The organism is Paraburkholderia sp. CNPSo 3281, assembly GCF_024206515.1.
In the GTDB taxonomy this organism is placed as follows: domain Bacteria; phylum Pseudomonadota; class Gammaproteobacteria; order Burkholderiales; family Burkholderiaceae; genus Paraburkholderia; species Paraburkholderia nodosa.
The window spans coordinates 36,110-54,339 of the sequence record NZ_JAMBPS010000053.1; the positions used below are offsets into that span (position 1 = coordinate 36,110).

At 64.2% G+C, this 18,230-nt stretch carries 17 protein-coding genes and 1 tRNA gene; 5 read left to right on the plus strand and 13 right to left on the minus strand.

The window, feature by feature from the left end; translation table 11 throughout:
* Positions 1–101: 101 nt before the first annotated feature.
* From M3I56_RS33005 to M3I56_RS33035, 7 genes are all read right to left on the minus strand, one after another.
* Positions 102–186: transfer RNA gene (locus tag M3I56_RS33005), tRNA-Leu, on the minus strand.
* A gap of 110 nt (positions 187–296) precedes the next feature.
* The gene (gene secG, locus M3I56_RS33010; RefSeq protein ID WP_028205679.1) at positions 297–701 is read right to left on the minus strand and encodes a preprotein translocase subunit SecG; all 405 of its coding nucleotides are present in this window, start codon (positions 699–701) and stop codon (positions 297–299) included.
* 101 nt (positions 702–802) lie between these two features.
* Positions 803–1,585, minus strand: coding sequence for a triose-phosphate isomerase (gene tpiA, locus M3I56_RS33015; protein WP_254357573.1), 783 nt, complete (start codon positions 1,583–1,585; stop codon positions 803–805).
* A 152-nt stretch (positions 1,586–1,737) separates the two neighbouring features.
* On the minus strand, positions 1,738–2,754 hold the full coding sequence (locus M3I56_RS33020; protein WP_254357574.1) for an NAD(P)H-quinone oxidoreductase: 1,017 nt from the start codon (positions 2,752–2,754) through the stop codon (positions 1,738–1,740).
* A 145-nt stretch (positions 2,755–2,899) separates the two neighbouring features.
* Positions 2,900–5,047, minus strand: coding sequence for a polyribonucleotide nucleotidyltransferase (gene pnp / locus M3I56_RS33025; RefSeq protein ID WP_254357575.1), 2,148 nt, complete (start codon positions 5,045–5,047; stop codon positions 2,900–2,902).
* A 365-nt stretch (positions 5,048–5,412) separates the two neighbouring features.
* The gene (rpsO, locus tag M3I56_RS33030) at positions 5,413–5,682 is read right to left on the minus strand and encodes a 30S ribosomal protein S15 (RefSeq protein WP_042271770.1); all 270 of its coding nucleotides are present in this window, start codon (positions 5,680–5,682) and stop codon (positions 5,413–5,415) included.
* A 154-nt stretch (positions 5,683–5,836) separates the two neighbouring features.
* Entirely contained in the window at positions 5,837–7,129 is a 1,293-nt protein-coding gene (locus M3I56_RS33035; protein ID WP_254357576.1) for a branched-chain amino acid ABC transporter substrate-binding protein, read from the minus strand.
* 195 nt (positions 7,130–7,324) lie between these two features.
* On the opposite strand from M3I56_RS33035, the gene M3I56_RS33040 reads away from it, so the two are divergent.
* On the plus strand, positions 7,325–7,876 hold the full coding sequence (locus M3I56_RS33040; RefSeq protein WP_254357577.1) for a hypothetical protein: 552 nt from the start codon (positions 7,325–7,327) through the stop codon (positions 7,874–7,876).
* A gap of 111 nt (positions 7,877–7,987) precedes the next feature.
* Here the strand turns inward: M3I56_RS33040 and M3I56_RS33045 are convergent, their stop codons facing one another.
* From M3I56_RS33045 to M3I56_RS33070, 6 genes are all read right to left on the minus strand, one after another.
* Positions 7,988–9,541 carry a 2-isopropylmalate synthase gene (locus M3I56_RS33045; RefSeq protein ID WP_254343186.1) on the minus strand — a complete coding sequence of 518 codons (1,554 nt, stop codon included), beginning with the start codon at positions 9,539–9,541 and terminating at the stop codon, positions 7,988–7,990.
* A gap of 312 nt (positions 9,542–9,853) precedes the next feature.
* A complete protein-coding gene (gene pssA / locus M3I56_RS33050) occupies positions 9,854–10,729 on the minus strand; it encodes a CDP-diacylglycerol--serine O-phosphatidyltransferase (RefSeq protein WP_028205687.1) in 876 nt (291 codons plus the stop codon).
* Positions 10,730–10,741: 12 nt separating this feature from the next.
* Complete coding sequence (locus M3I56_RS33055) at positions 10,742–11,395, minus strand: phosphatidylserine decarboxylase (RefSeq protein WP_028205688.1); 654 nt, start codon at positions 11,393–11,395, stop codon at positions 10,742–10,744.
* A gap of 148 nt (positions 11,396–11,543) precedes the next feature.
* Positions 11,544–12,560 (minus strand): ketol-acid reductoisomerase, encoded by a 1,017-nt coding sequence (gene ilvC, locus M3I56_RS33060; protein WP_028205689.1) that lies wholly within the window; start codon positions 12,558–12,560, stop codon positions 11,544–11,546.
* Positions 12,561–12,678: 118 nt separating this feature from the next.
* On the minus strand, positions 12,679–13,170 hold the full coding sequence (gene ilvN, locus M3I56_RS33065; RefSeq protein WP_028205690.1) for an acetolactate synthase small subunit: 492 nt from the start codon (positions 13,168–13,170) through the stop codon (positions 12,679–12,681).
* A 115-nt stretch (positions 13,171–13,285) separates the two neighbouring features.
* On the minus strand, positions 13,286–15,061 hold the full coding sequence (locus tag M3I56_RS33070) for an acetolactate synthase 3 catalytic subunit (protein ID WP_254357583.1): 1,776 nt from the start codon (positions 15,059–15,061) through the stop codon (positions 13,286–13,288).
* A gap of 398 nt (positions 15,062–15,459) precedes the next feature.
* On the opposite strand from M3I56_RS33070, the gene M3I56_RS33075 reads away from it, so the two are divergent.
* The 4 genes from M3I56_RS33075 to M3I56_RS33090 all read left to right on the plus strand — a co-directional run bounded on the left by M3I56_RS33075 (position 15,460) and on the right by M3I56_RS33090 (position 17,977).
* Entirely contained in the window at positions 15,460–16,023 is a 564-nt protein-coding gene (locus tag M3I56_RS33075; RefSeq protein WP_254357578.1) for an RNA polymerase sigma factor, read from the plus strand.
* Positions 16,020–16,448 (plus strand): DUF3619 family protein, encoded by a 429-nt coding sequence (locus M3I56_RS33080; protein ID WP_254357579.1) that lies wholly within the window; start codon positions 16,020–16,022, stop codon positions 16,446–16,448. Before M3I56_RS33075 ends, M3I56_RS33080 begins: the two co-directional genes overlap by 4 nt.
* 26 nt (positions 16,449–16,474) lie before the next feature.
* On the plus strand, positions 16,475–17,302 hold the full coding sequence (locus tag M3I56_RS33085) for a DUF3106 domain-containing protein (RefSeq protein WP_254357580.1): 828 nt from the start codon (positions 16,475–16,477) through the stop codon (positions 17,300–17,302).
* Positions 17,303–17,392: 90 nt separating this feature from the next.
* Complete coding sequence (locus M3I56_RS33090) at positions 17,393–17,977, plus strand: RDD family protein (protein WP_302057099.1); 585 nt, start codon at positions 17,393–17,395, stop codon at positions 17,975–17,977.
* Positions 17,978–18,230: the final 253 nt, after the last annotated feature.

Sequence of the window (18,230 nt, forward strand, 5' to 3'; positions counted from 1 at the left end):
ACTTCACGTACTTCGCGCTGCGAACAGAAGACGAACACGACGTAAGAAGCAAAAATGCCAGCCGAAGCTGAAGCAAGCGGCTGGCATTTTTTAGATAACATTGGTGCCGACGGCGAGACTCGAACTCGCACAGCTTTCGCCACTACCCCCTCAAGATAGCGTGTCTACCAATTTCACCACGTCGGCACTACATGCAATCCGGGACAACAAAATCTTGCAACCCGCGAATCGCTTCAAGACTTAAATTCTAACTTGTTTCCGTTCGTTGTTCAACGCACAAAACAAGTTTTTCAAACTTATTTCGGAACGTCGCTGCCGGGTTGCGAGGCTGCTGCAGCCGGCGAAGCCGCCGCCGGAGCGGATGCGCCAGGAGCAGATGCAACCGGCGCCGAAGCAGCCGGCGCCGAGGCTACGACCGGGGCTGGAACCGAAGCGCCAAGCAGGCCCGCCGAAGGCTTCGCATGATACGACCCCAGGTAAGTTAACGCAAGGGTGGAGCAGAAAAACACCGTTGCGAGAACTGCCGTAGTGCGCGAAAGGAAGTTCGCGGAGCCGCTCGCGCCGAACAGGCTGCCCGACGCGCCGCTGCCGAATGCGGCGCCCATGTCCGCGCCTTTGCCGTGCTGCAGCAAGACGAGGCCGATCACCCCGAGCGCCGACAGAAGCTGGACGACGATAATCAACGTTTTCAAATACAGCATCACACTCACCTGAGTCCTGGTTGAACGTCCGCCCCTATCGGAGCAGACGCGTAAGCAGCCCGCACGACGCGTTTTGGTTCGAATGCTTCGTGCGCAAGCCTTTAGCTCGCGACGCTGGCGCCCGCCGCAGCGGCCGCGCAGATCGCGAGGAAATCACCCTCTTTCAGCGACGCACCGCCGATCAGGCCGCCGTCGATGTCGGCCTGACGGAAGAGCTCCGCCGCATTTTCCGGCTTCACGCTGCCGCCGTAGAGCAGCGGCACGTCCGCCACTTGCGCGCCCTTGGCCACGAGGCGCGCGCGCAGGAACGCATGCACCTGCTGAGCCTGCTCCGAGCTCGCACTCTTGCCCGTGCCGATCGCCCAGACCGGCTCGTAAGCGACGACGATACGCGCCGCCTCTTCGACCGACAGCACGGCCAGCACGGCATCGATCTGTGCGCCGACCACGCGCTCGGTCGCGCCCGACTCGCGTTCTTCGAGCGTCTCGCCTACGCAGACGATAGGCGTGAGGCCCGCCGCAAGCGCGCGCTGCGCCTTCACAGCGACGCATTCGGAACTCTCGCCGTGGTAAGCGCGGCGTTCCGAGTGACCAACGATCGCAAACGTGGCTTCGAAGTCGGCAACCATGCCTGCCGCGACTTCGCCCGTATAGGCACCCTGCTCGTGCGCCGAAATGTCCTGCGCGCCCCACTGAACCCGGCTGCCGCCGAGCAGTGCCTGCGCCTGCGCGAGATACGGGAACGGCACGCACACACCAACGTGCACGTCCGGGGGCAGCGGCTGCGCGCCGCGCGCAACGCCTTCTAGCAGTGCCGCATTGGCCGCGAGGCGGCCATGCATCTTCCAGTTACCGACTACGAGCTTCGATCGTTGTTTCGTCATTGTTCCGGTTGCTGTTAAAAGCGGACGCAAAACACATAATTTTACTGCGTGAAATCCAGACGGGTCAAACCGGCCCGCCCGCGATGCACAAAAATACGCGAAAAAAATCCCGAAAAATCAAGCACGAGCGGGTCGCTTGTGCCGATGCGCCGTCAGGGCGCGCTACTCCAGTCGAGCATGATCTTGCCGATATGCTCGCTGCTTTCCATCAACGCATGGGCCTCGGCGGCCTGCGCGGCAGGGAATACGCGGAACACGACGGGTTTGATGCGGCCCTCTTCGATGAGGGGCCAGACCTTCGCCTTGAGTTCCTGCGCGATCTGGGCCTTGAACTCCGCGGAACGCGCACGCAGCGTCGAACCGGTCACCGTGAGCCGGCGGCGCAGGATCTCGCCCATGTTGAGTTCGGCCTTGGAGCCGCCGAGCGTCGCGATAAGCACGATGCGGCCACCGGTCGCCAGTGCGGAAAGCTCGCGCGCCACGTAGCCGCCGGCCACCATGTCGAGAATCACGTCCACGCCGCGGTCGTTCGTGAGCGCCTTCACGACCTCCACGAAATCGCTAGTGCGGTAGTTGATGGCGCGGTCGGCGCCGAGCGCCTCGCAGGCGCGGCACTTGTCGTCCGAGCCCGCGGTTGCGAACACGCGAAAGCCGAGGGCATGCGCGATCTGGATCGCCGTCACGCCGATGCCGCTCGAGCCGCCCTGCACGAGCAGCGTCTCGTTCTCGCCGCCCTCGCCCTGGCCCAGGTAGGCGCGCTGGAAGACGTTGCTCCAGACCGTGAAGAACGTTTCGGGCAGCGAGGCCGCCTCGACATCCGTGAGCCCCTTCGGCACCGGCAGGCATTGCCCGAGCGGCGCGACCGCGTATTCGGCGTAACCACCGCCCGCAATCAGCGCGCACACGCGATCGCCAATTTTCAGGCCGAACGGATTGCTCTTCTCGTCGATCGAGCCGCCGACGATCTCGCCCGCCACCTCGAGCCCCGGCAGATCGGAAATGCCCGGCGGCGGCGCATACGAGCCCTTGCGCTGGAACACGTCGGGACGGTTCACGCCCGAGGCGCTCACCTTGATCAGCACTTCGCCAGCCTTCGGCTCGGGAGTTGGCCGTTCGGCCAGCTTGAGCACGTCCGGCGCACCGAATTCCGTAATCTCGACTGCCTTCATCTCGCGTCTCCTCAGCGCTTCGCGCCCCGTCTGGATGGCGCTGCGCACGCGACAGGATTGACGCATGCGCACTGCCATTCACCCTCATTGTCATAAAAAACGGCCGGCGCGTTCTGCACGCTGCCGGCCGTTGGAGCTTACCGCTTTACTGCTGCGGCTCGCCTTGCGGTGCGCCGCCATTGGCTTGCTCGTTGAGCAGCGCCTTGGCGGACAGGCGCACCCGGCCCTTCTCGTCCGTCTGGATGACCTTGACCTTCACAACCTGGCCTTCCTTCAGATAGTCGTTGATGTCCTTGATGCGCTCGTTGGCGATCTCGGAGATGTGCAGCAGACCATCCTTGCCCGGCAGCAGGTTTACGATCGCGCCGAAGTCCAGCAGCTTGAGGACCGCGCCTTCGTACACCTGGCCCACTTCGATTTCGGCCGTGATGTTCTCGATGCGCTTCTTCGCTTCGGCCATGCCTTCGCTCGACGTCGAAGCGATGGTCACGACGCCGTCATCCGAAATGTCGATGGTCGTGCCCGTTTCTTCCGTCAGCGCGCGGATCACCGAACCGCCCTTGCCGATCACGTCGCGGATCTTTTCCGGGTTGATCTTGATGGTGATCATGCGCGGAGCGTACGCCGACAGTTCGGTGTTCACGCCCGACACAGCCGAGGTCATCTTGCCGAGGATGTGCATGCGGCCTTCCTTCGCTTGCGCGAGCGCGACCTGCATGATTTCCTTGGTGATGCCCTGGATCTTGATGTCCATCTGCAGCGCGGTCACGCCAGCTTCCGTACCCGCCACCTTGAAGTCCATGTCGCCGAGGTGATCTTCGTCGCCGAGGATGTCGGTCAGCACCGCGAACTTGTTGCCTTCGAGGATCAGGCCCATCGCGATGCCGGCGACGTGCGCCTTCATCGGCACGCCGGCGTCCATCAGCGCGAGGCAGCCGCCGCACACCGATGCCATCGACGACGAACCGTTCGACTCGGTGATTTCCGAGACCACGCGGATCGAGTAGCCGAATTCTTCGGCGCTCGGCAGGCACGCGACGAGCGCGCGCTTGGCGAGACGGCCGTGGCCGATTTCACGGCGCTTGGGCGAGCCAACACGGCCCGTTTCGCCGGTCGCGAACGGGGGCATGTTGTAGTGGAGCATGAAGCGTTCGCGGTACTCGCCTTCGAGCGCGTCGATGATCTGCTCGTCGCCCTTGGTGCCGAGCGTCGCGACGACCAGCGCCTGCGTTTCGCCGCGCGTGAAGAGCGCCGAACCGTGGGTGCGCGGCAGTACGCCCGTGCGGATCTCGATCGGGCGAACCGTGCGCGTGTCGCGGCCGTCGATACGCGGCTCGCCGTTCAGGATCTGCGAACGGACGATCTTCGCTTCGAGGTCGAACACGATGTTGCCGACCGTGGCCTTGTCGGCCGCCGTCGTGCCGGCCGCAGCCGCTTCTTCTTCGAGCTTGGCCGACGTCGCTGCGTAGACTTCCTTCAGCTTGGTCGAACGCTGCTGCTTGTCGCGCAGTTGATACGCGGCGAGCAGGTTGTCGTTGGCGATAGCCGTGACGCGTGCGATGAGCGCTTCGTCCTTCGGCGCCGGCGTCCAGTCCCATTCGGGCTTGCCGCCGTCACGCACCAGTTCGTGGATCGCGTCGATGGCCGTTTGCATCTGCTCGTGGCCGAACACGACCGCGCCGAGCATCACGTCTTCCGGCAGCTGGTCGGCTTCCGACTCCACCATCAGCACGGCGCGCTCCGTACCGGCCACGACGAGGTCGAGGCGCGATTCCTTGATCTGGGCGCGCGTGGGGTTGAGCACGTACTCGTTGTTGATGTAGGCGACGCGTGCGGCGCCCACCGGGCCGTTGAACGGCAGACCCGAGATCGCCAGCGCAGCCGACGCGCCGATCAGCGCGGGGATGTCAGCCGGGACTTCCGGGTTGATCGACAGGACGTGGATCACGACCTGGACTTCGTTGTAATAGCCTTCCGGGAAAAGCGGGCGCAGCGGACGGTCGATCAGGCGCGAGATGAGCGTCTCGCCTTCCGACGGACGGCCTTCGCGGCGGAAGAAGCCGCCCGGGATCTTGCCGGCCGAATAGGTCTTTTCGATGTAGTCGACGGTGAGCGGGAAGAAGTCCTGACCCGGCTTGGCGGTCTTCGCGCCGACGACGGTCGCGAGCACGACGGTGTCTTCGACGTCGACAATGACAGCACCGCTCGCCTGACGGGCGATCTCACCCGTTTCGAGGCGCACGTTGTGCTGGCCCCATTTAAATTCCTTCACGACTTTATTGAACATGGTCATGGTCACTCACTCCTTACTCATTTGTTATGCGCCGCCCGCACACGCGGACGATGCGGCAAGACAGGCTCCGACACCGCGCAGGAAGAGGAGTGTTATGCCATTCCAGCGGATCGCGAGGTTGCAAAACGGTTGCAATGCGGCTGTGACGCATCGCCGCGTACGATCTGCTGGAATGACACAAAGCTCTGCCCCCGAGGCCCGGCCCTGCTGCTTGTACTGCTGGTGCTACGTGGTGTTGCCTTGTGTTACGGACCGGTGTTCATCGCATCGAAGCGGCCTGAAAAGCAGCATGAAGCGCACCGTTCAAAAACAAAATGCCTGCATCAGTGGAACTGACACAGGCATCTTTGCGGAAGACCTTCCGATTACTTACGCAGACCCAGCTTCTCGATCAGCGCGCGGTAACGGTCAGCGTCCTTGCCCTTCAGGTAGTCGAGCAGCTTGCGGCGGCGGCTCACCATGCGCAGCAGACCGCGGCGGCTGTGGTGATCCTTCGCGTGCGACTTGAAGTGCGAGGTCAGTTCGTTGATACGCGACGTCAGGAGCGCAACCTGAACTTCGGGCGAACCCGTGTCATTGGTGCCGCGCGCGAATTGCGCGACGACGTCGGACTTCTTGATATCTGCTACGGACATTTTGCTTTTCCTTTAAAACAAACGAGCGGTCACGGAAGAAAGGCCGTGCCGTGGCTTGGTTCTCACTGCGTAATTGTCTTGCCGCAGGTTCGCGACAAGGGGCGTATTGTAGCACAGCCCCGATTTGCCGCGAAACCGCCTGTAAGGGACGCCGTCAAGGCCGTGTCATCTGGCAGACAGTGGCGGGCACGGTGCGCTGCGCGGGCAGCGCCAGCACGGTGCGAAAGCCGTAGCCGGAACCCTCGTTGTCGTAGCGCACACCGGGCGTGCCCTGCTTGTCCATCTCCATGACGTAAAGGGGCTGGATCACCTGGTGGTCGTCGGCGCGCATCCACATGGCGTGGAAGCCATTATCGAATCGCATGCCCTCGAGCGCCTTCGCGACCGCGCCGGGGTCGGCCGTGCCCGCCTTCGTCATGGCCTGCGCGAGCATCTCCACCATCATCGACATGCGCAGCACCGGGTAGTCGTCCTTAGCCGCCGGGTAGCGGGCGCGGAACGCCTTGTACCACGCGTCGGAGGCCGCGCCGCCTACGTTCGGGTGCCAGTCGGCCACGGCGATCACGCGCTTCACGCCCGCGTCGCCCAGCGCCGCCGGTGCGCCCAGGCTGTTGCCGTAGAAGGTGTAGAACTTGGTGTCGAGGCCCTGCTCACGCGCGGCCTTCACGAGCAGCGTGAGGTCGTTGCCCCAGTTTCCGGTGATGACGGCGTCGGCGCCCGCGGCGCGAATCTTGGCGACGTAAGGCGCGAAGTCCTTCACGCGGCCAATGGGGTGGAACTCGTCGCCGACGATGGCGATGTCCGGGCGGTCCTTCGCCAGCGCCGCGCGTGCGAGCGTGCTCACGTCGTGGCCGAAGCTGTAGTCCTGGTTGAGCAGATATACCTTCTCCACCGACTTGTCCGCGGCGATCACGTCCGCGAGCGCGTCCATGCGCATGCCCGCGTGCGCGTCGAAGCGGAAATGCCAGAAGCTGCAATTCGCGTTGGTGAGCGCGGGGTCGTCGGCGGAATAGTTGAGGAAGACTTCGCGGTTCTCCGGATCGCGCGCGGCCTGTCGATCGACCGCCGACTCGAGCGCCGCCGCCACCGCCGAACTGTTGCCCTGCATCACATAGCCGATGTGGCGGTCCTGCGCCATGCGCAGCTGCACGAGCGCCGCCTCGGGGCTGCCCTTGCTGTCGAGCGTGACAAGTTCGAGCGCATGCCGCCCGTCATGCAGCACGACGCCGCCGCTCGCATTGACCCGCTCCACGCCGAAGCGCAGGTTGCGCTCGACGGCCGCGCCCGCATCCGCGAACGGGCCGGACATGCCTTCGATGAGCGCGAGCTGGATCGGCTTGCCGGTCGGCGCCTCATCCGCTCGTGCGCCGGTTGCGGACGCGAGCCCTGCCGCCAGCGCCGTCATGGCGACCATGATCGCCGCCGCACGCGCCATGCGTGCCGTCATGCGCTTTTTTCTCATTGTTTGATGCCAGCCCGATTGTCATTCGAAGCGCGGATCATAGGCCGCGAGGCGGGGCGACGGCAAGGCCGCGATCCTCCGCGTGCGCGGACAGGCCTGCCCCGCGAGGGCCTCGCGCCGTGTCAAAATAAGGGTTCCACATTCACGGCGGTCATTGAAACCTTGCCATCGGGGGACATCATGTTCACGCGCCTATCAACCTCGCTCGCAACGCCTGTGCGCCGCGCCTCGCGCCGCTTGCGTCTCGGGCTCCTCGCGGGCGTAGGCGCACTCGCGCTCGCCGGCTGCGCACAGCCGTGGCAGCAATTCCATGCGGGCGACGACGCGCAGGCCGTGATCGCCCGCTTCGGCCCGCCGGCTGAAACCTACGACCTGCCCGACGGCGGCAAGCGCCTGATGTGGCCAACCCAGCCGATGGGCGAAACCACCACCGCCGCCGACATCGACGCCAGCGGCCGGGTCGTGAACGTGCGCCAGGTGCTGCAGCCCAACGAGTTCTATCGCGCGGAAATCGGCAAATGGACGCGCACCGACGTGCTCGTGAACTTCGGCCGCCCGGTCGAAACCTCCTACTTCCCGCTGATGAAGAAGGAAGTGTGGACCTACCGTTACCTCGAAGACAACGTCTGGTACATGCTCTACAGCTTCTACTTCGACGACCAGGGCATTCTGCGGCTCACGCAGAAGACGCCCGATCCGCTGCACGATCCGGATCGCCGCAGCCTGTTCTGATTGTTTTGATCGCGCCCCCGGCGCAGCAACGAACAAAACCCCCGCGCTCTCGCGAGCCGGGGGTTTCTGATTGCCTGGCGATGTGAGCGAGGCAAGACGCCTCGCCACCGCTTACACCGCTTCGGAGCGCTGCGGATTGACCTTGTCGCCCGAGTAGAGCTTGTTGAGCGCGGAGATATACGCCTTCGCCGATGCGGCAACGATATCCGGATCCGTGCCCACGCCATTGACGATACGGCCGGCCTTCGAGAGGCGCACGGTCACTTCGCCCTGCGCCTGGGTGCCTGTCGTGATCGCGTTCACCGAGTACAGCAAAAGCTCCGAGCCGCTGCCCACTTCGGTTTCGATCGCGTTGAGCGTGGCGTCGACCGGGCCGTTGCCCGCGGCTTCGCCGGTCACTTCCTTGCCGTCGGCCGAGAACACGACGCGTGCGTGCGGACGCTCACCCGTCTCCGAGTGCTGCGCGAGCGAGATGAACTTGAAGTGCTCCCGATCCTGCGCCTGCGCGGACTCTTCCGTGACGATCGCGATGATGTCTTCGTCGAAGATTTCGGCCTTGCGATCCGCCAGTTCCTTGAAGCGCGCGAACGCGTTGTTCAGTTCGGCTTCGCTGTCGAGCTGAATGCCCAGTTCCTGCAGGCGCTGCTTGAACGCGTTGCGGCCCGAGAGCTTGCCGAGCACGATCTTGTTCGCGCTCCAGCCCACGTCTTCCGCGCGCATGATTTCGTAGGTGTCGCGCGCCTTGAGCACGCCGTCCTGGTGAATGCCCGAGGCGTGCGCGAAGGCGTTGGCACCGACCACGGCCTTGTTCGGCTGCACCACGAAACCGGTGATCTGCGAAACGAGCTTCGAAGCCGGCACGATCTGCGTGGTGTCGATGCCGAGATCGAGGCCGAAGTAGTCCTTGCGGGTCTTCACAGCCATCACGATTTCTTCGAGCGACGTGTTGCCCGCGCGCTCGCCGAGACCGTTGATCGTGCACTCCACCTGGCGCGCGCCGCCGATCTGCACGCCGGCCAGCGAGTTCGCCACGGCCATGCCGAGGTCGTTGTGGCAGTGCACCGAGAACACGGCCTTGTCCGAGTTCGGAATGCGCTCGCGCAGCGTCTTCACGAGGTTGCCGTACAGCTCGGGAATGCCGTAGCCGACCGTATCGGCGATATTGATCGTGGTCGCGCCTTCGTTGATGACGGCTTCGAGCACGCGGCACAGGAAGTCCATGTCCGAGCGGCTGCCGTCTTCGGGCGAGAACTCCACGTCGTTCGTGAACTTGCGCGCGAAGCGCACCGCCAGCTTCGCCTGCTCGAGCACCTGCTCGGGCGACATGCGCAGCTTCTTCTCCATGTGCAGCGCCGAGGTGGCGATGAACGTGTGGATGCGGAAGTGGTCGGCGACCTTGAGCGCGTCGGCGGCGCGCTGGATGTCCTTGTCGTTCGCGCGGGCGAGCGAGCAGATCGTGCTGTCCTTGATCATGCCGGCGATCGTCTGGATCGCGTCGAAGTCGCCGTTCGAGCTGGCCGCGAAGCCCGCTTCGATGATGTCCACCTTCATGCGCTCGAGCTGCTTCGCGATGCGGATTTTCTCTTCCTTCGTCATCGACGCGCCGGGCGACTGCTCGCCGTCACGCAACGTCGTATCGAAGATGATGAGCTTGTCTGCTGCCATTTCGGGTCTCCAGGGGGACTTGTTCAGTGTCTAAAACGGATTTTGAGTGTTCGCGCCACCGATGGCGACGCTGACAATGAACGAGGCTTACGGAGGGCGAGCGAGATCAGCGCGGCAGGCGCGCTAGCGCTAGCGTGCTTAGTCGCGCGCCGGCTTGAAGGGAGAAGAGGGGGAACTGGATGGTGTCCATGCCGCCGACTATAGCCGGATTCCGCCGATAGCGCAATTGGAAGAGACCAGCCCGGGCGCGCGCAAAAAGAAAAAGGGCCGCGCTCGCGCGCAGCCCTCTTTGCGGCATTCCTGCATCCGCGGCTAGCGCTCGCGCGGCGACGAACGCGCCGGATTCGAGCGTCCGCGCACGGCCTGGTACGCCCAGAACACATAGCCCGAAAGGCCGTAGAGCACGAACAGGCCGAACAGCATCAGCGGGGGATCGGACGACACCAGCACGAACGCCACCACCACGAGCAGCGTGGCCGCGAACGGCACGCGATGGCGCACGTCGAGCGCCTTGCCACTGTAGAACGGCGCGTTGGACACCATCGTCACGCCCGCGTAGATCGTCAGCACAAAGGCCACCCACGGCAGCCACGAGAGCTTCACGGGCACACGGTTGTCGGTGGCGAGCCAGACGAAGCCGGCAATGAGCGCGGCCGCAGCCGGGCTTGGCAGGCCCTGGAAGAAGCGCTTGTCCACCACGCCGATGTTCGTGTTGAAGCGCGCAAGACGCAGCGCCGCGCCCGAACAGTAGACGAATGCCGCGAGCCAGCCCCAGCGCCCGAGATCCTTGAGCACCCACTCGTACATTACGAGCGCGGGCGCCACGCCGAACGACACCATGTCCGAGAGGCTGTCGAACTGCTCGCCGAACGCGCTTTGCGAGTGCGTCATGCGCGCCACGCGCCCGTCCATGCCGTCGAGCACCATCGCCACGAAAATGGCGATAGCCGCCACCTCGAAGCGCACGTTCATGGCCTGCACGACCGCGAAGAACCCGCAGAAGAGCGCCGCCGTGGTGAACGCGTTCGGCAACAGGTAGATGCCGCGCTTCTTCAGGAACTCCTGGCGCGCCGCGCGCCGGTTCGCGGCGACGCCCATGGGCTCCTGCACGGCCTTGTTGCGCCGGAACGGCCGCGGCAGCGGGCCGCCGGCGGGGTTACGGGGTCGACGCTGTTTGAATCCGGCCATCGCAGCCCTCCTTTATGCCGATTGGGTCGGCAGTTCGGCGAGGATCGTCGACGAGGCAGACACCTTCTCGCCAATCGACACACGCGGGCGGCTGCCCACGGGCAGGTAGACGTCGACGCGCGAGCCGAAGCGGATGAAGCCATAGCGCTGGCCGCGCGACAGCGGCTCACCGGCACGCACGTAGCAGAGAATGCGGCGCGCGATAAGGCCCGCGATCTGCACGGAGGTGACGGTCGTGCCGTCGGCCATCGTCAGGACCACGGCATTGCGCTCGTTCTCGGTCGAAGCCTTGTCGATGGCGGCGTTCAGGTACGCGCCCGGAAAGTACTCGACCTTGGCGACGGCGCCGTCCACGGGCGAACGTTGCGAGTGGACGTTGAAGACGTTCATGAACACGCTGATCTTGAGCGCTTCACGGTTTGCATATGGGTCGTGTGCGGTTTCCACGGCGACGATGCGGCCGTCCGCCGGGCACAGCACGGCGTTGGCCTGGCTCGGGATCGGGCGCGGCGGATCGCGGAAAAACTGGACGACGAAGATCAGGATCAGCCAGAAGGGCCATGCGAGTCCGAAGCCTGCGACCGCATGGATCAAGAGCGCCACGACGGCCGCAATGGCGATGAACGGCCAGCCTTCGCGCGCGATGATCGGATGAGGGTAATTCATGGTGGCTTCGCTGTTATTTTAAAAACCGTAGGATAGCAAAAGCCGCCCAGGGTTCATCCCACCTGGGCGGCTTTTTCAGGTCTAGCTCAGGTCAAACTGATGAGTGACGGCAAAAAACCGTACACGCGATCAGATTGATACCGTCAGATTAGTTCTTCGACTGGTCGACGAGCTTGTTTGCGGCGATCCACGGCATCATCGCGCGCAGCTTCGCACCGACCACTTCGATCTGGTGCTCGGCGCCGAGACGGCGGCGCGATTGCAGCGTCGGTGCGCCGGCCTTGTTTTCCAGGATGAAGCTCTTGGCGTATTCGCCGGTCTGGATGTCCTTCAGGACTTCCTTCATGACCTTCTTCGTCTCGGCCGTGATGACGCGCGGGCCCGTCACGTACTCGCCGTACTCGGCGTTGTTCGAGATCGAGTAGTTCATGTTGGCGATGCCGCCTTCATAGATCAGGTCGACGATCAGCTTCAGTTCGTGCAGGCACTCGAAGTAAGCCATTTCCGGCGCGTAGCCGGCTTCGACCAGCGTTTCGAAGCCAGCCTTGATCAGGTCGACCGTACCGCCGCACAGCACGGCTTGTTCGCCGAACAGGTCGGTTTCGGTTTCTTCGCGGAAGTTCGTTTCGATGATGCCGGCACGGCCGCCGCCGTTCGCCGCTGCGTACGACAGGGCGATGTCACGCGCTGCGCCCGACTTGTCCTGGTGGACAGCGATCAGGTGGGGCACGCCGCCGCCTTGCGAGTAGGTGCCGCGAACCGTGTGGCCCGGCGCCTTCGGGGCGATCATGATGACGTCCAGATCCGCGCGCGGGATCACCTGGCCGTAGTGCACGTTGAAGCCGTGCGCGAACGCGAGCGCTGCGCCGTTCTTGATGTTCGCGTGGACTTCCTTCGCGTAGACATCGGCGATCTGCTCGTCGGGCAGGAGCATCATGACGACGTCGGCGTTCTTCACCGCTTCGGCCACTTCCTTGACCTGCAGGCCGGCGTTCTCAGCCTTGCTCCACGATGCGCCGTTCTTGCGCAGACCGACCGTGACGTTCACGCCGCTGTCCTTCAGGTTCAACGCGTGTGCGTGGCCTTGCGAGCCGTAACCGATGATCGTGACCTGCTTGCCCTTGATGAGGGAGAGATCGGCGTCCTTGTCGTAGAAAACTTTCATGTTGGTTCCTTGGCGAGAGTCTGGTGAATTTCGGTACTGCTATTCGCTTTTGCTTCACCGGATGCGTCATTATTTGCGCATCCGGCCAGGTTCCGGTGCAAGATCGACTGTGGTCGGGTCACACCTTCAGAATGCGCTCTCCGCGCCCAATGCCCGAGCCGCCCGTACGGACGGTTTCGAGAATCGCGGTCGCATCGATCGCTTCGATGAACGCGTCGAGCTTCTCGCTCGCGCCCGTCAGTTCGATCGTGTAGGTCTTTTCGGTGACGTCGATGATGCGGCCGCGGAAAATATCCGCCATCCGCTTCATCTCCTCACGTTCCTTGCCGACCGCCCTTACCTTGATCAGCATCAGCTCGCGCTCGATGTGGGCGCCCTCGGTAAGGTCGACCACTTTCACCACCTCGATCAGGCGGTTCAGATGCTTCGTGATCTGTTCGATCACGTCGTCCGAGCCAATGGAAACGATGGTCATGCGCGACAGCGAACGGTCTTCGGTCGGCGCCACCGTCAAGGTTTCAATGTTGTAGCCGCGTGCCGAGAAGAGGCCGACCACGCGCGAGAGCGCGCCCGGCTCGTTTTCCAGCAGAACGGAAATAATGTGTCTCATGATGTGATCCGCGATTTATCCAGTTTGACGAGGCTACCGCCCTCCCCCGCGAACCCGCGCGCCCGTTGTGTGGACGCGCGCCGCGCGAGGTCGAAACGGCGCCGTGCAAATACCGTTACAGGTCTTCCGAGCCGAGCAGCATCTCGGTGATGCCCTTGCCGGCCTGTACCATCGGCCAGACGTTTTCGGAAGGGTCGGTCTGGAAATCGAGGAACACCGTGCGGTCCTTCAAACGTAGCGCTTCCTTGAGCGCCGGCTCGACGTCCGCGGTCTTTTCGATCCGCATGCCGACGTGGCCGTACGCTTCGGCGAGCTTCACGAAGTCGGGCAGCGCATCCATATAGGAATGCGAATAGCGCTTGCTGTATTCGATCTGCTGCCACTGGCGGACCATGCCGAGGTAGCGGTTGTTCAGCGAAATGATCTTCACGGGCGTGTCGTACTGCTTGCAGGTCGACAGCTCCTGAATACACATCTGGATCGAGCCTTCGCCCGTGATGCACAGCACGTCGTCGTCGGGGTGCGCCATCTTCACGCCCATCGCCGCCGGCAGGCCGAAGCCCATGGTGCCGAGGCCACCGGAGTTGATCCAGCGGCGCGGCTGGTTGAAGCGGTAGAACTGCGCAGCCCACATCTGGTGCTGGCCCACGTCCGAGCACACGAAAGCGTTGCCGCCCGTGAGCTCCCACGCCTTTTCCACCACGTACTGCGGCTTGATGATCTCGCTCGAACGGTCGAACTTCAGGCAGTTCTTCTCGCGCCAGCCTTCGATGTCCTTCCACCAGTCGGCGAGCGCGGCCGTATCCGGGCCGTGTTCGGCGTGCTGAAGCTGCTCGATGAGCTCCTTGAGCACTTCCTTCACGTCGCCGACGATGGGGATATCGACCTTCACGCGCTTGCTGATCGACGACGGATCGATGTCGATGTGGATGATCTTGCGCGGACGCGAGGCGAAGTGCGCGGGGTCGCCGATCACACGGTCGTCGAAGCGCGCACCGATCGCGATCAGCACGTCGCAGTGCTGCATCGCCATGTTGGCTTCGTAGGTGCCGTGCATGCCAAGCATGCCGAGGAACTTGCGATCGCTCGCGCGGTAGCCGCCCAGACCCATCAGGGTGTTCGTGACCGGGTAGCCGAGCAGATCCGCGAACTGGTTCAGCTCGCGCGACGCATCCGCGAGGATGATGCCGCCGCCGGTGTAGATGTACGGACGCCTGGCCGAGAGGAGCAGCGACACCGCCTTGCGGATCTGCCCCGAATGGCCCTTGGTGACCGGGTTGTACGAACGCAGCGTAACGTTCTTGATCGGTTCATACGTGCACGGCGTCTTCGACACGTCCTTCGGAATGTCGATCAGCACGGGGCCGGGACGGCCGGTGCGCGCAATGAAAAAAGCTTTCTTGACGGTAGCGGCGAGGTCGCGCACGTCCTTCACGAGGAAGTTGTGCTTCACGCAAGGACGCGTGATGCCGACCGTGTCGCACTCCTGGAAGGCGTCTTGACCAATCGCGGCGGTAGGCACCTGGCCGCTGATGATCACCATCGGGATCGAATCCATGTAGGCCGTCGCGATGCCCGTCACCGCATTGGTGACGCCAGGCCCCGAGGTCACGAGACACACGCCGACGTTGCCGGTCGAACGCGCATAGGCGTCGGCCGCGTGCACGGCTGCCTGTTCGTGGCGCACGAGAACATGCTGAATCTTGTCCTGCTTGTACAGCTCGTCGTAAATGTAGAGTACCGAGCCGCCGGGATAGCCCCAGATGAATTCGACCTGCTCGTCCGCGAGCGCCTTCATCAGCACGGTTCCGCCGATGGAGGTATGAGCTTGAGGGTCAGATTCTTGCGAAGGGGGGACCGACGTGGAGAATTCCGCGCTGGGCATGTTCATCATTGACCTTTCGAATTTTCGGCAAAAAATTGATCGGGTGCTCTCTGCCGGGCTTGTGGCTCGGGTTCAAGCGGCGCGTCCAGTTGACAGATGAGCTTCTTGGGCCACATCCGAATTGAGACAAGTCACTTATGTTGCGAACCGTCGAAGATAGCGGCTCGATGTCTTTCGGTCAAGCAATTATTGAGAAGGCGGGCACGAACGTTGCGGCAGCGCGCACGCCTCGCGGCGCCGGCCAGGGGCCGGCCGGGAAGCCACCAGGGCCGGCGCATCCATGATGCGAAACATTCTCACGGGCTTCCCGCTACCCTGTCGGCGCGAAAATTTGCTAGGATCCGCGAGTTTTACGACATTCTTCGAACGATTACGCGTACGCTGGCGGCGGCGCCCTGCACCGGATGGCATCAGACAAGGAACTCGCCGACTTTCTGGCGGGCGTCGAAAGACGCGCGTTCAAGCAGACGGTCTACGCCGTAAGGGACGACGACGCCTCGCTCGACATCGTGCAGGACGCGATGATCAAGCTCGCGGAAAAATACGGAGACCGCCCGGCCGCAGAACTCCCCCTGCTCTTTCAGCGTATTTTGCAAAATACGATGCACGACTATTTTCGTCGGCAGAAAGTACGCAATACGTGGGTGAGCCTGTTTTCGTCGCTCGGCAACGCCGACGACGAGGAGTTCGACCCCCTCGAAACCTTCGAGGCGCAGCAGGGCACGGCTGGCGCCGAGAGCAGCGAGCAGCAGATCGAGCGCGCCCAGGTGCTCCAGATGATCGACGACGAGATCCAGAAATTACCGGCACGTCAACGGGAGGCGTTTCTGATGCGTTACTGGGAGGATATGGATGTCGCCGAGACTGCCGCCGCAATGGGCTGCTCCGAAGGCAGCGTGAAAACGCACTGCTCGCGGGCCACCCACACGCTGGCTCAAGCGCTCAAGGCCAAAGGAATCACCCTATGAGCTCCGCCCTCGAAAATAAAGAACTGGCGTTCGTGCGGGAAATGCGTCGTGCGCTCGATGAGAGCGCCGCCAACCTGCCCGCTGCTACCACCGCCCGACTCGCCGCCGCACGCAAGAGCGCACTCGCCCAGAAAAAGGCCGAGGTCGTGCTCGTGCGCGCCCCGGCACTCGCCGCGGCCGGCGTCGGCAGTCTGTCCGGCGCGCCCATGCACCGGCCCGCGCGGCGCCGTTCGGCGCTCGCGCGCTTCGCGCTCGCCTGGCCGCTCGCGGCACTCGTGGCGGGCCTCTTTGCCATCGCGTACTTCGAAGATCAGCAACGCACCGCTGAACTCGCCGATATCGACGCGGCCATGCTGAGCGACGACCTGCCGCTCACGGCCTACCTCGATCACGGGTTCAACGCGTATCTGACGCGCGCGCACTAAGGAAATCTGAGCAGGAGACTGACGGGGTGAGTTACAAGCGCGGCCTGGCCGTTGTCATTGGATGTGTGGTCGCGGCAGTCGTGTCGTATGTGGCGACCTACCCGCGCTTTCATCCCGAGCCCACCGGCGAAAACACCGCCGGCGCGCCCGCGCAGGCGAAAGCGCCCGCGGTCGATAATTCGGTCGCGACCACGTTCGCGCCGTTACCCGGCCAGTCCAATCCGCTCGCATGGGCACATTTGAGCGACGCGCAGCACGCCGCGCTCGCGCCGTTCGCCGTCGAATGGGACCGTTTCGGCGACGAGCGCAAGCGCAAATGGCTCAAGATCGCCGCACGCTACCCGAAAATGTCGCCCGAAGCGCAGAAGCGCCTGCATGAGCGCATGGCGGAATGGGTCGGCATGACGCCGGAGCAACGGCGTGTCGCGCGCGAAAACTATCAGGTTTCCAAGGAATTGCCGGCGCAGGCGCGCCAGCGCGCCTGGAAGGCTTACCAGCAGCTCCCCGAAGAGCAAAAAGAACGCCTTGCCGCGAGCGAGCACAAGCGCCGGCCCACCGTCGTGAGCGCCCCGCCCAGCGGCAACAAGAGCGAAATTCGCGATATCCAGCGCCTCGTCAACGAGCGCGATCACCGCGGGCTGGCGCATGCGCCCGCAGGCGTCACCGGGGCATCGGGCGCGGCTGGCGCGAGCAGCACGGGCTCGGGTCTCGCGCCCGCCGCGCCCGGCGCGCCGAGCGAGCCGGCAGTGGCTTCGTCGTTTGCGGCGGGCATTCCTGCCGCCGGCAGCTTCGTGCCGGCCACGCCCATCCCGGTCTCGCCCGCCGAAGCCCCCGCGGCGTTCAAGGGCTCCTGAAGCCTCCACCCGGCGCTCGCGGCGCCCTCCGCACCCTCGTTAACCCCGCCGCGGCGTTGCGGCCATATCGCCGCGCGCGTGTTCGAGGTTATGCTCTGGACGTCCCGTCCCCGAACTGACGCCATCGTGTCCGAAAGCGCCCAAGCCGCCGCCCTGCCGTCCGCCGTCGTCTTCCCGGTTGAACCTGCGCCCGTTTCGATTCGCCGCCGCCTCGCCGCGTTCGTCTACGAAAGCGTGCTGCTGTTCGGCGTAGTCTTCGCCGCGGGGCTCGCGTTCAGCCTCGTCCTGCAGCAGCGCAACGGCTACACGCATCACAACGCGATGGCGGTCTGGATCATCTTCGTGGTCGGCGCGTACTTCGTCGGCTTCTGGCACAAGGGCGGACAGACGCTGCCGATGAAGACCTGGCGCCTGCGTGTGGTCGGCCCGGACGGCGAGCCGCCCACGCTCGCGCGAGCGACGCTGCGCTACCTCGCCGCGTGGCTCTGGTTCCTGCCGCCGCTCGTGCTGCATCCGCTGCTCGATCTTTCGATTCCGCACACGCTTGCGCTCGTTGCCTTCTGGTTCGTGATCTGGGCCGCGAGCGCCCGCCTCTCACACGACCGCCAGTTTCTTCAGGACCGCCTTGCGGGCACGCGCATCGTCGCAATCGCGCGACAGGGCGCGAAGGCGTAGCAGTCGCATGACATCCCCCATCGGGCCGCAAAGCGGCTGCACAGTACCACCTGGGACTGCGTAACGAGACCTTCTCGTGACTGTCATGTTGCCGTCACGGCGGCATGGCGCAATGCGCGTATTACAACCTGCCGCGCGCGCCATGGCCCAAAAGACGTCAGCGACCACCCTGTTCCGGCAGACCACCGGACGAGGCACCGACTCCGCCACGTTCCACCCATCTCCCGGCGGAGCCACCTTTCCCGTCCCGCCC

What these genes read in the sequence shown, in the direction of transcription:
- secG (WP_028205679.1), bottom strand. Translation starts at nt 701, where the DNA reads ATGCTGTATTTGAAAACGTTGATTATCGTCGTCCAGCTTCTGTCGGCG.
- tpiA (WP_254357573.1), bottom strand. Translation starts at nt 1,585, where the DNA reads ATGACGAAACAACGATCGAAGCTCGTAGTCGGTAACTGGAAGATGCAT.
- M3I56_RS33020 (WP_254357574.1), bottom strand. Translation starts at nt 2,754, where the DNA reads ATGAAGGCAGTCGAGATTACGGAATTCGGTGCGCCGGACGTGCTCAAG.
- pnp (WP_254357575.1), bottom strand. Translation starts at nt 5,047, where the DNA reads ATGACCATGTTCAATAAAGTCGTGAAGGAATTTAAATGGGGCCAGCAC.
- rpsO (WP_042271770.1), bottom strand. Translation starts at nt 5,682, where the DNA reads ATGTCCGTAGCAGATATCAAGAAGTCCGACGTCGTCGCGCAATTCGCG.
- M3I56_RS33035 (WP_254357576.1), bottom strand. Translation starts at nt 7,129, where the DNA reads ATGACGGCACGCATGGCGCGTGCGGCGGCGATCATGGTCGCCATGACG.
- M3I56_RS33040 (WP_254357577.1), top strand. Translation starts at nt 7,325, where the DNA reads ATGTTCACGCGCCTATCAACCTCGCTCGCAACGCCTGTGCGCCGCGCC.
- M3I56_RS33045 (WP_254343186.1), bottom strand. Translation starts at nt 9,541, where the DNA reads ATGGCAGCAGACAAGCTCATCATCTTCGATACGACGTTGCGTGACGGC.
- pssA (WP_028205687.1), bottom strand. Translation starts at nt 10,729, where the DNA reads ATGGCCGGATTCAAACAGCGTCGACCCCGTAACCCCGCCGGCGGCCCG.
- M3I56_RS33055 (WP_028205688.1), bottom strand. Translation starts at nt 11,395, where the DNA reads ATGAATTACCCTCATCCGATCATCGCGCGCGAAGGCTGGCCGTTCATC.
- ilvC (WP_028205689.1), bottom strand. Translation starts at nt 12,560, where the DNA reads ATGAAAGTTTTCTACGACAAGGACGCCGATCTCTCCCTCATCAAGGGC.
- ilvN (WP_028205690.1), bottom strand. Translation starts at nt 13,170, where the DNA reads ATGAGACACATTATTTCCGTTCTGCTGGAAAACGAGCCGGGCGCGCTC.
- M3I56_RS33070 (WP_254357583.1), bottom strand. Translation starts at nt 15,061, where the DNA reads ATGAACATGCCCAGCGCGGAATTCTCCACGTCGGTCCCCCCTTCGCAA.
- M3I56_RS33075 (WP_254357578.1), top strand. Translation starts at nt 15,460, where the DNA reads ATGGCATCAGACAAGGAACTCGCCGACTTTCTGGCGGGCGTCGAAAGA.
- M3I56_RS33080 (WP_254357579.1), top strand. Translation starts at nt 16,020, where the DNA reads ATGAGCTCCGCCCTCGAAAATAAAGAACTGGCGTTCGTGCGGGAAATG.
- M3I56_RS33090 (WP_302057099.1), top strand. Translation starts at nt 17,393, where the DNA reads ATGCTCTGGACGTCCCGTCCCCGAACTGACGCCATCGTGTCCGAAAGC.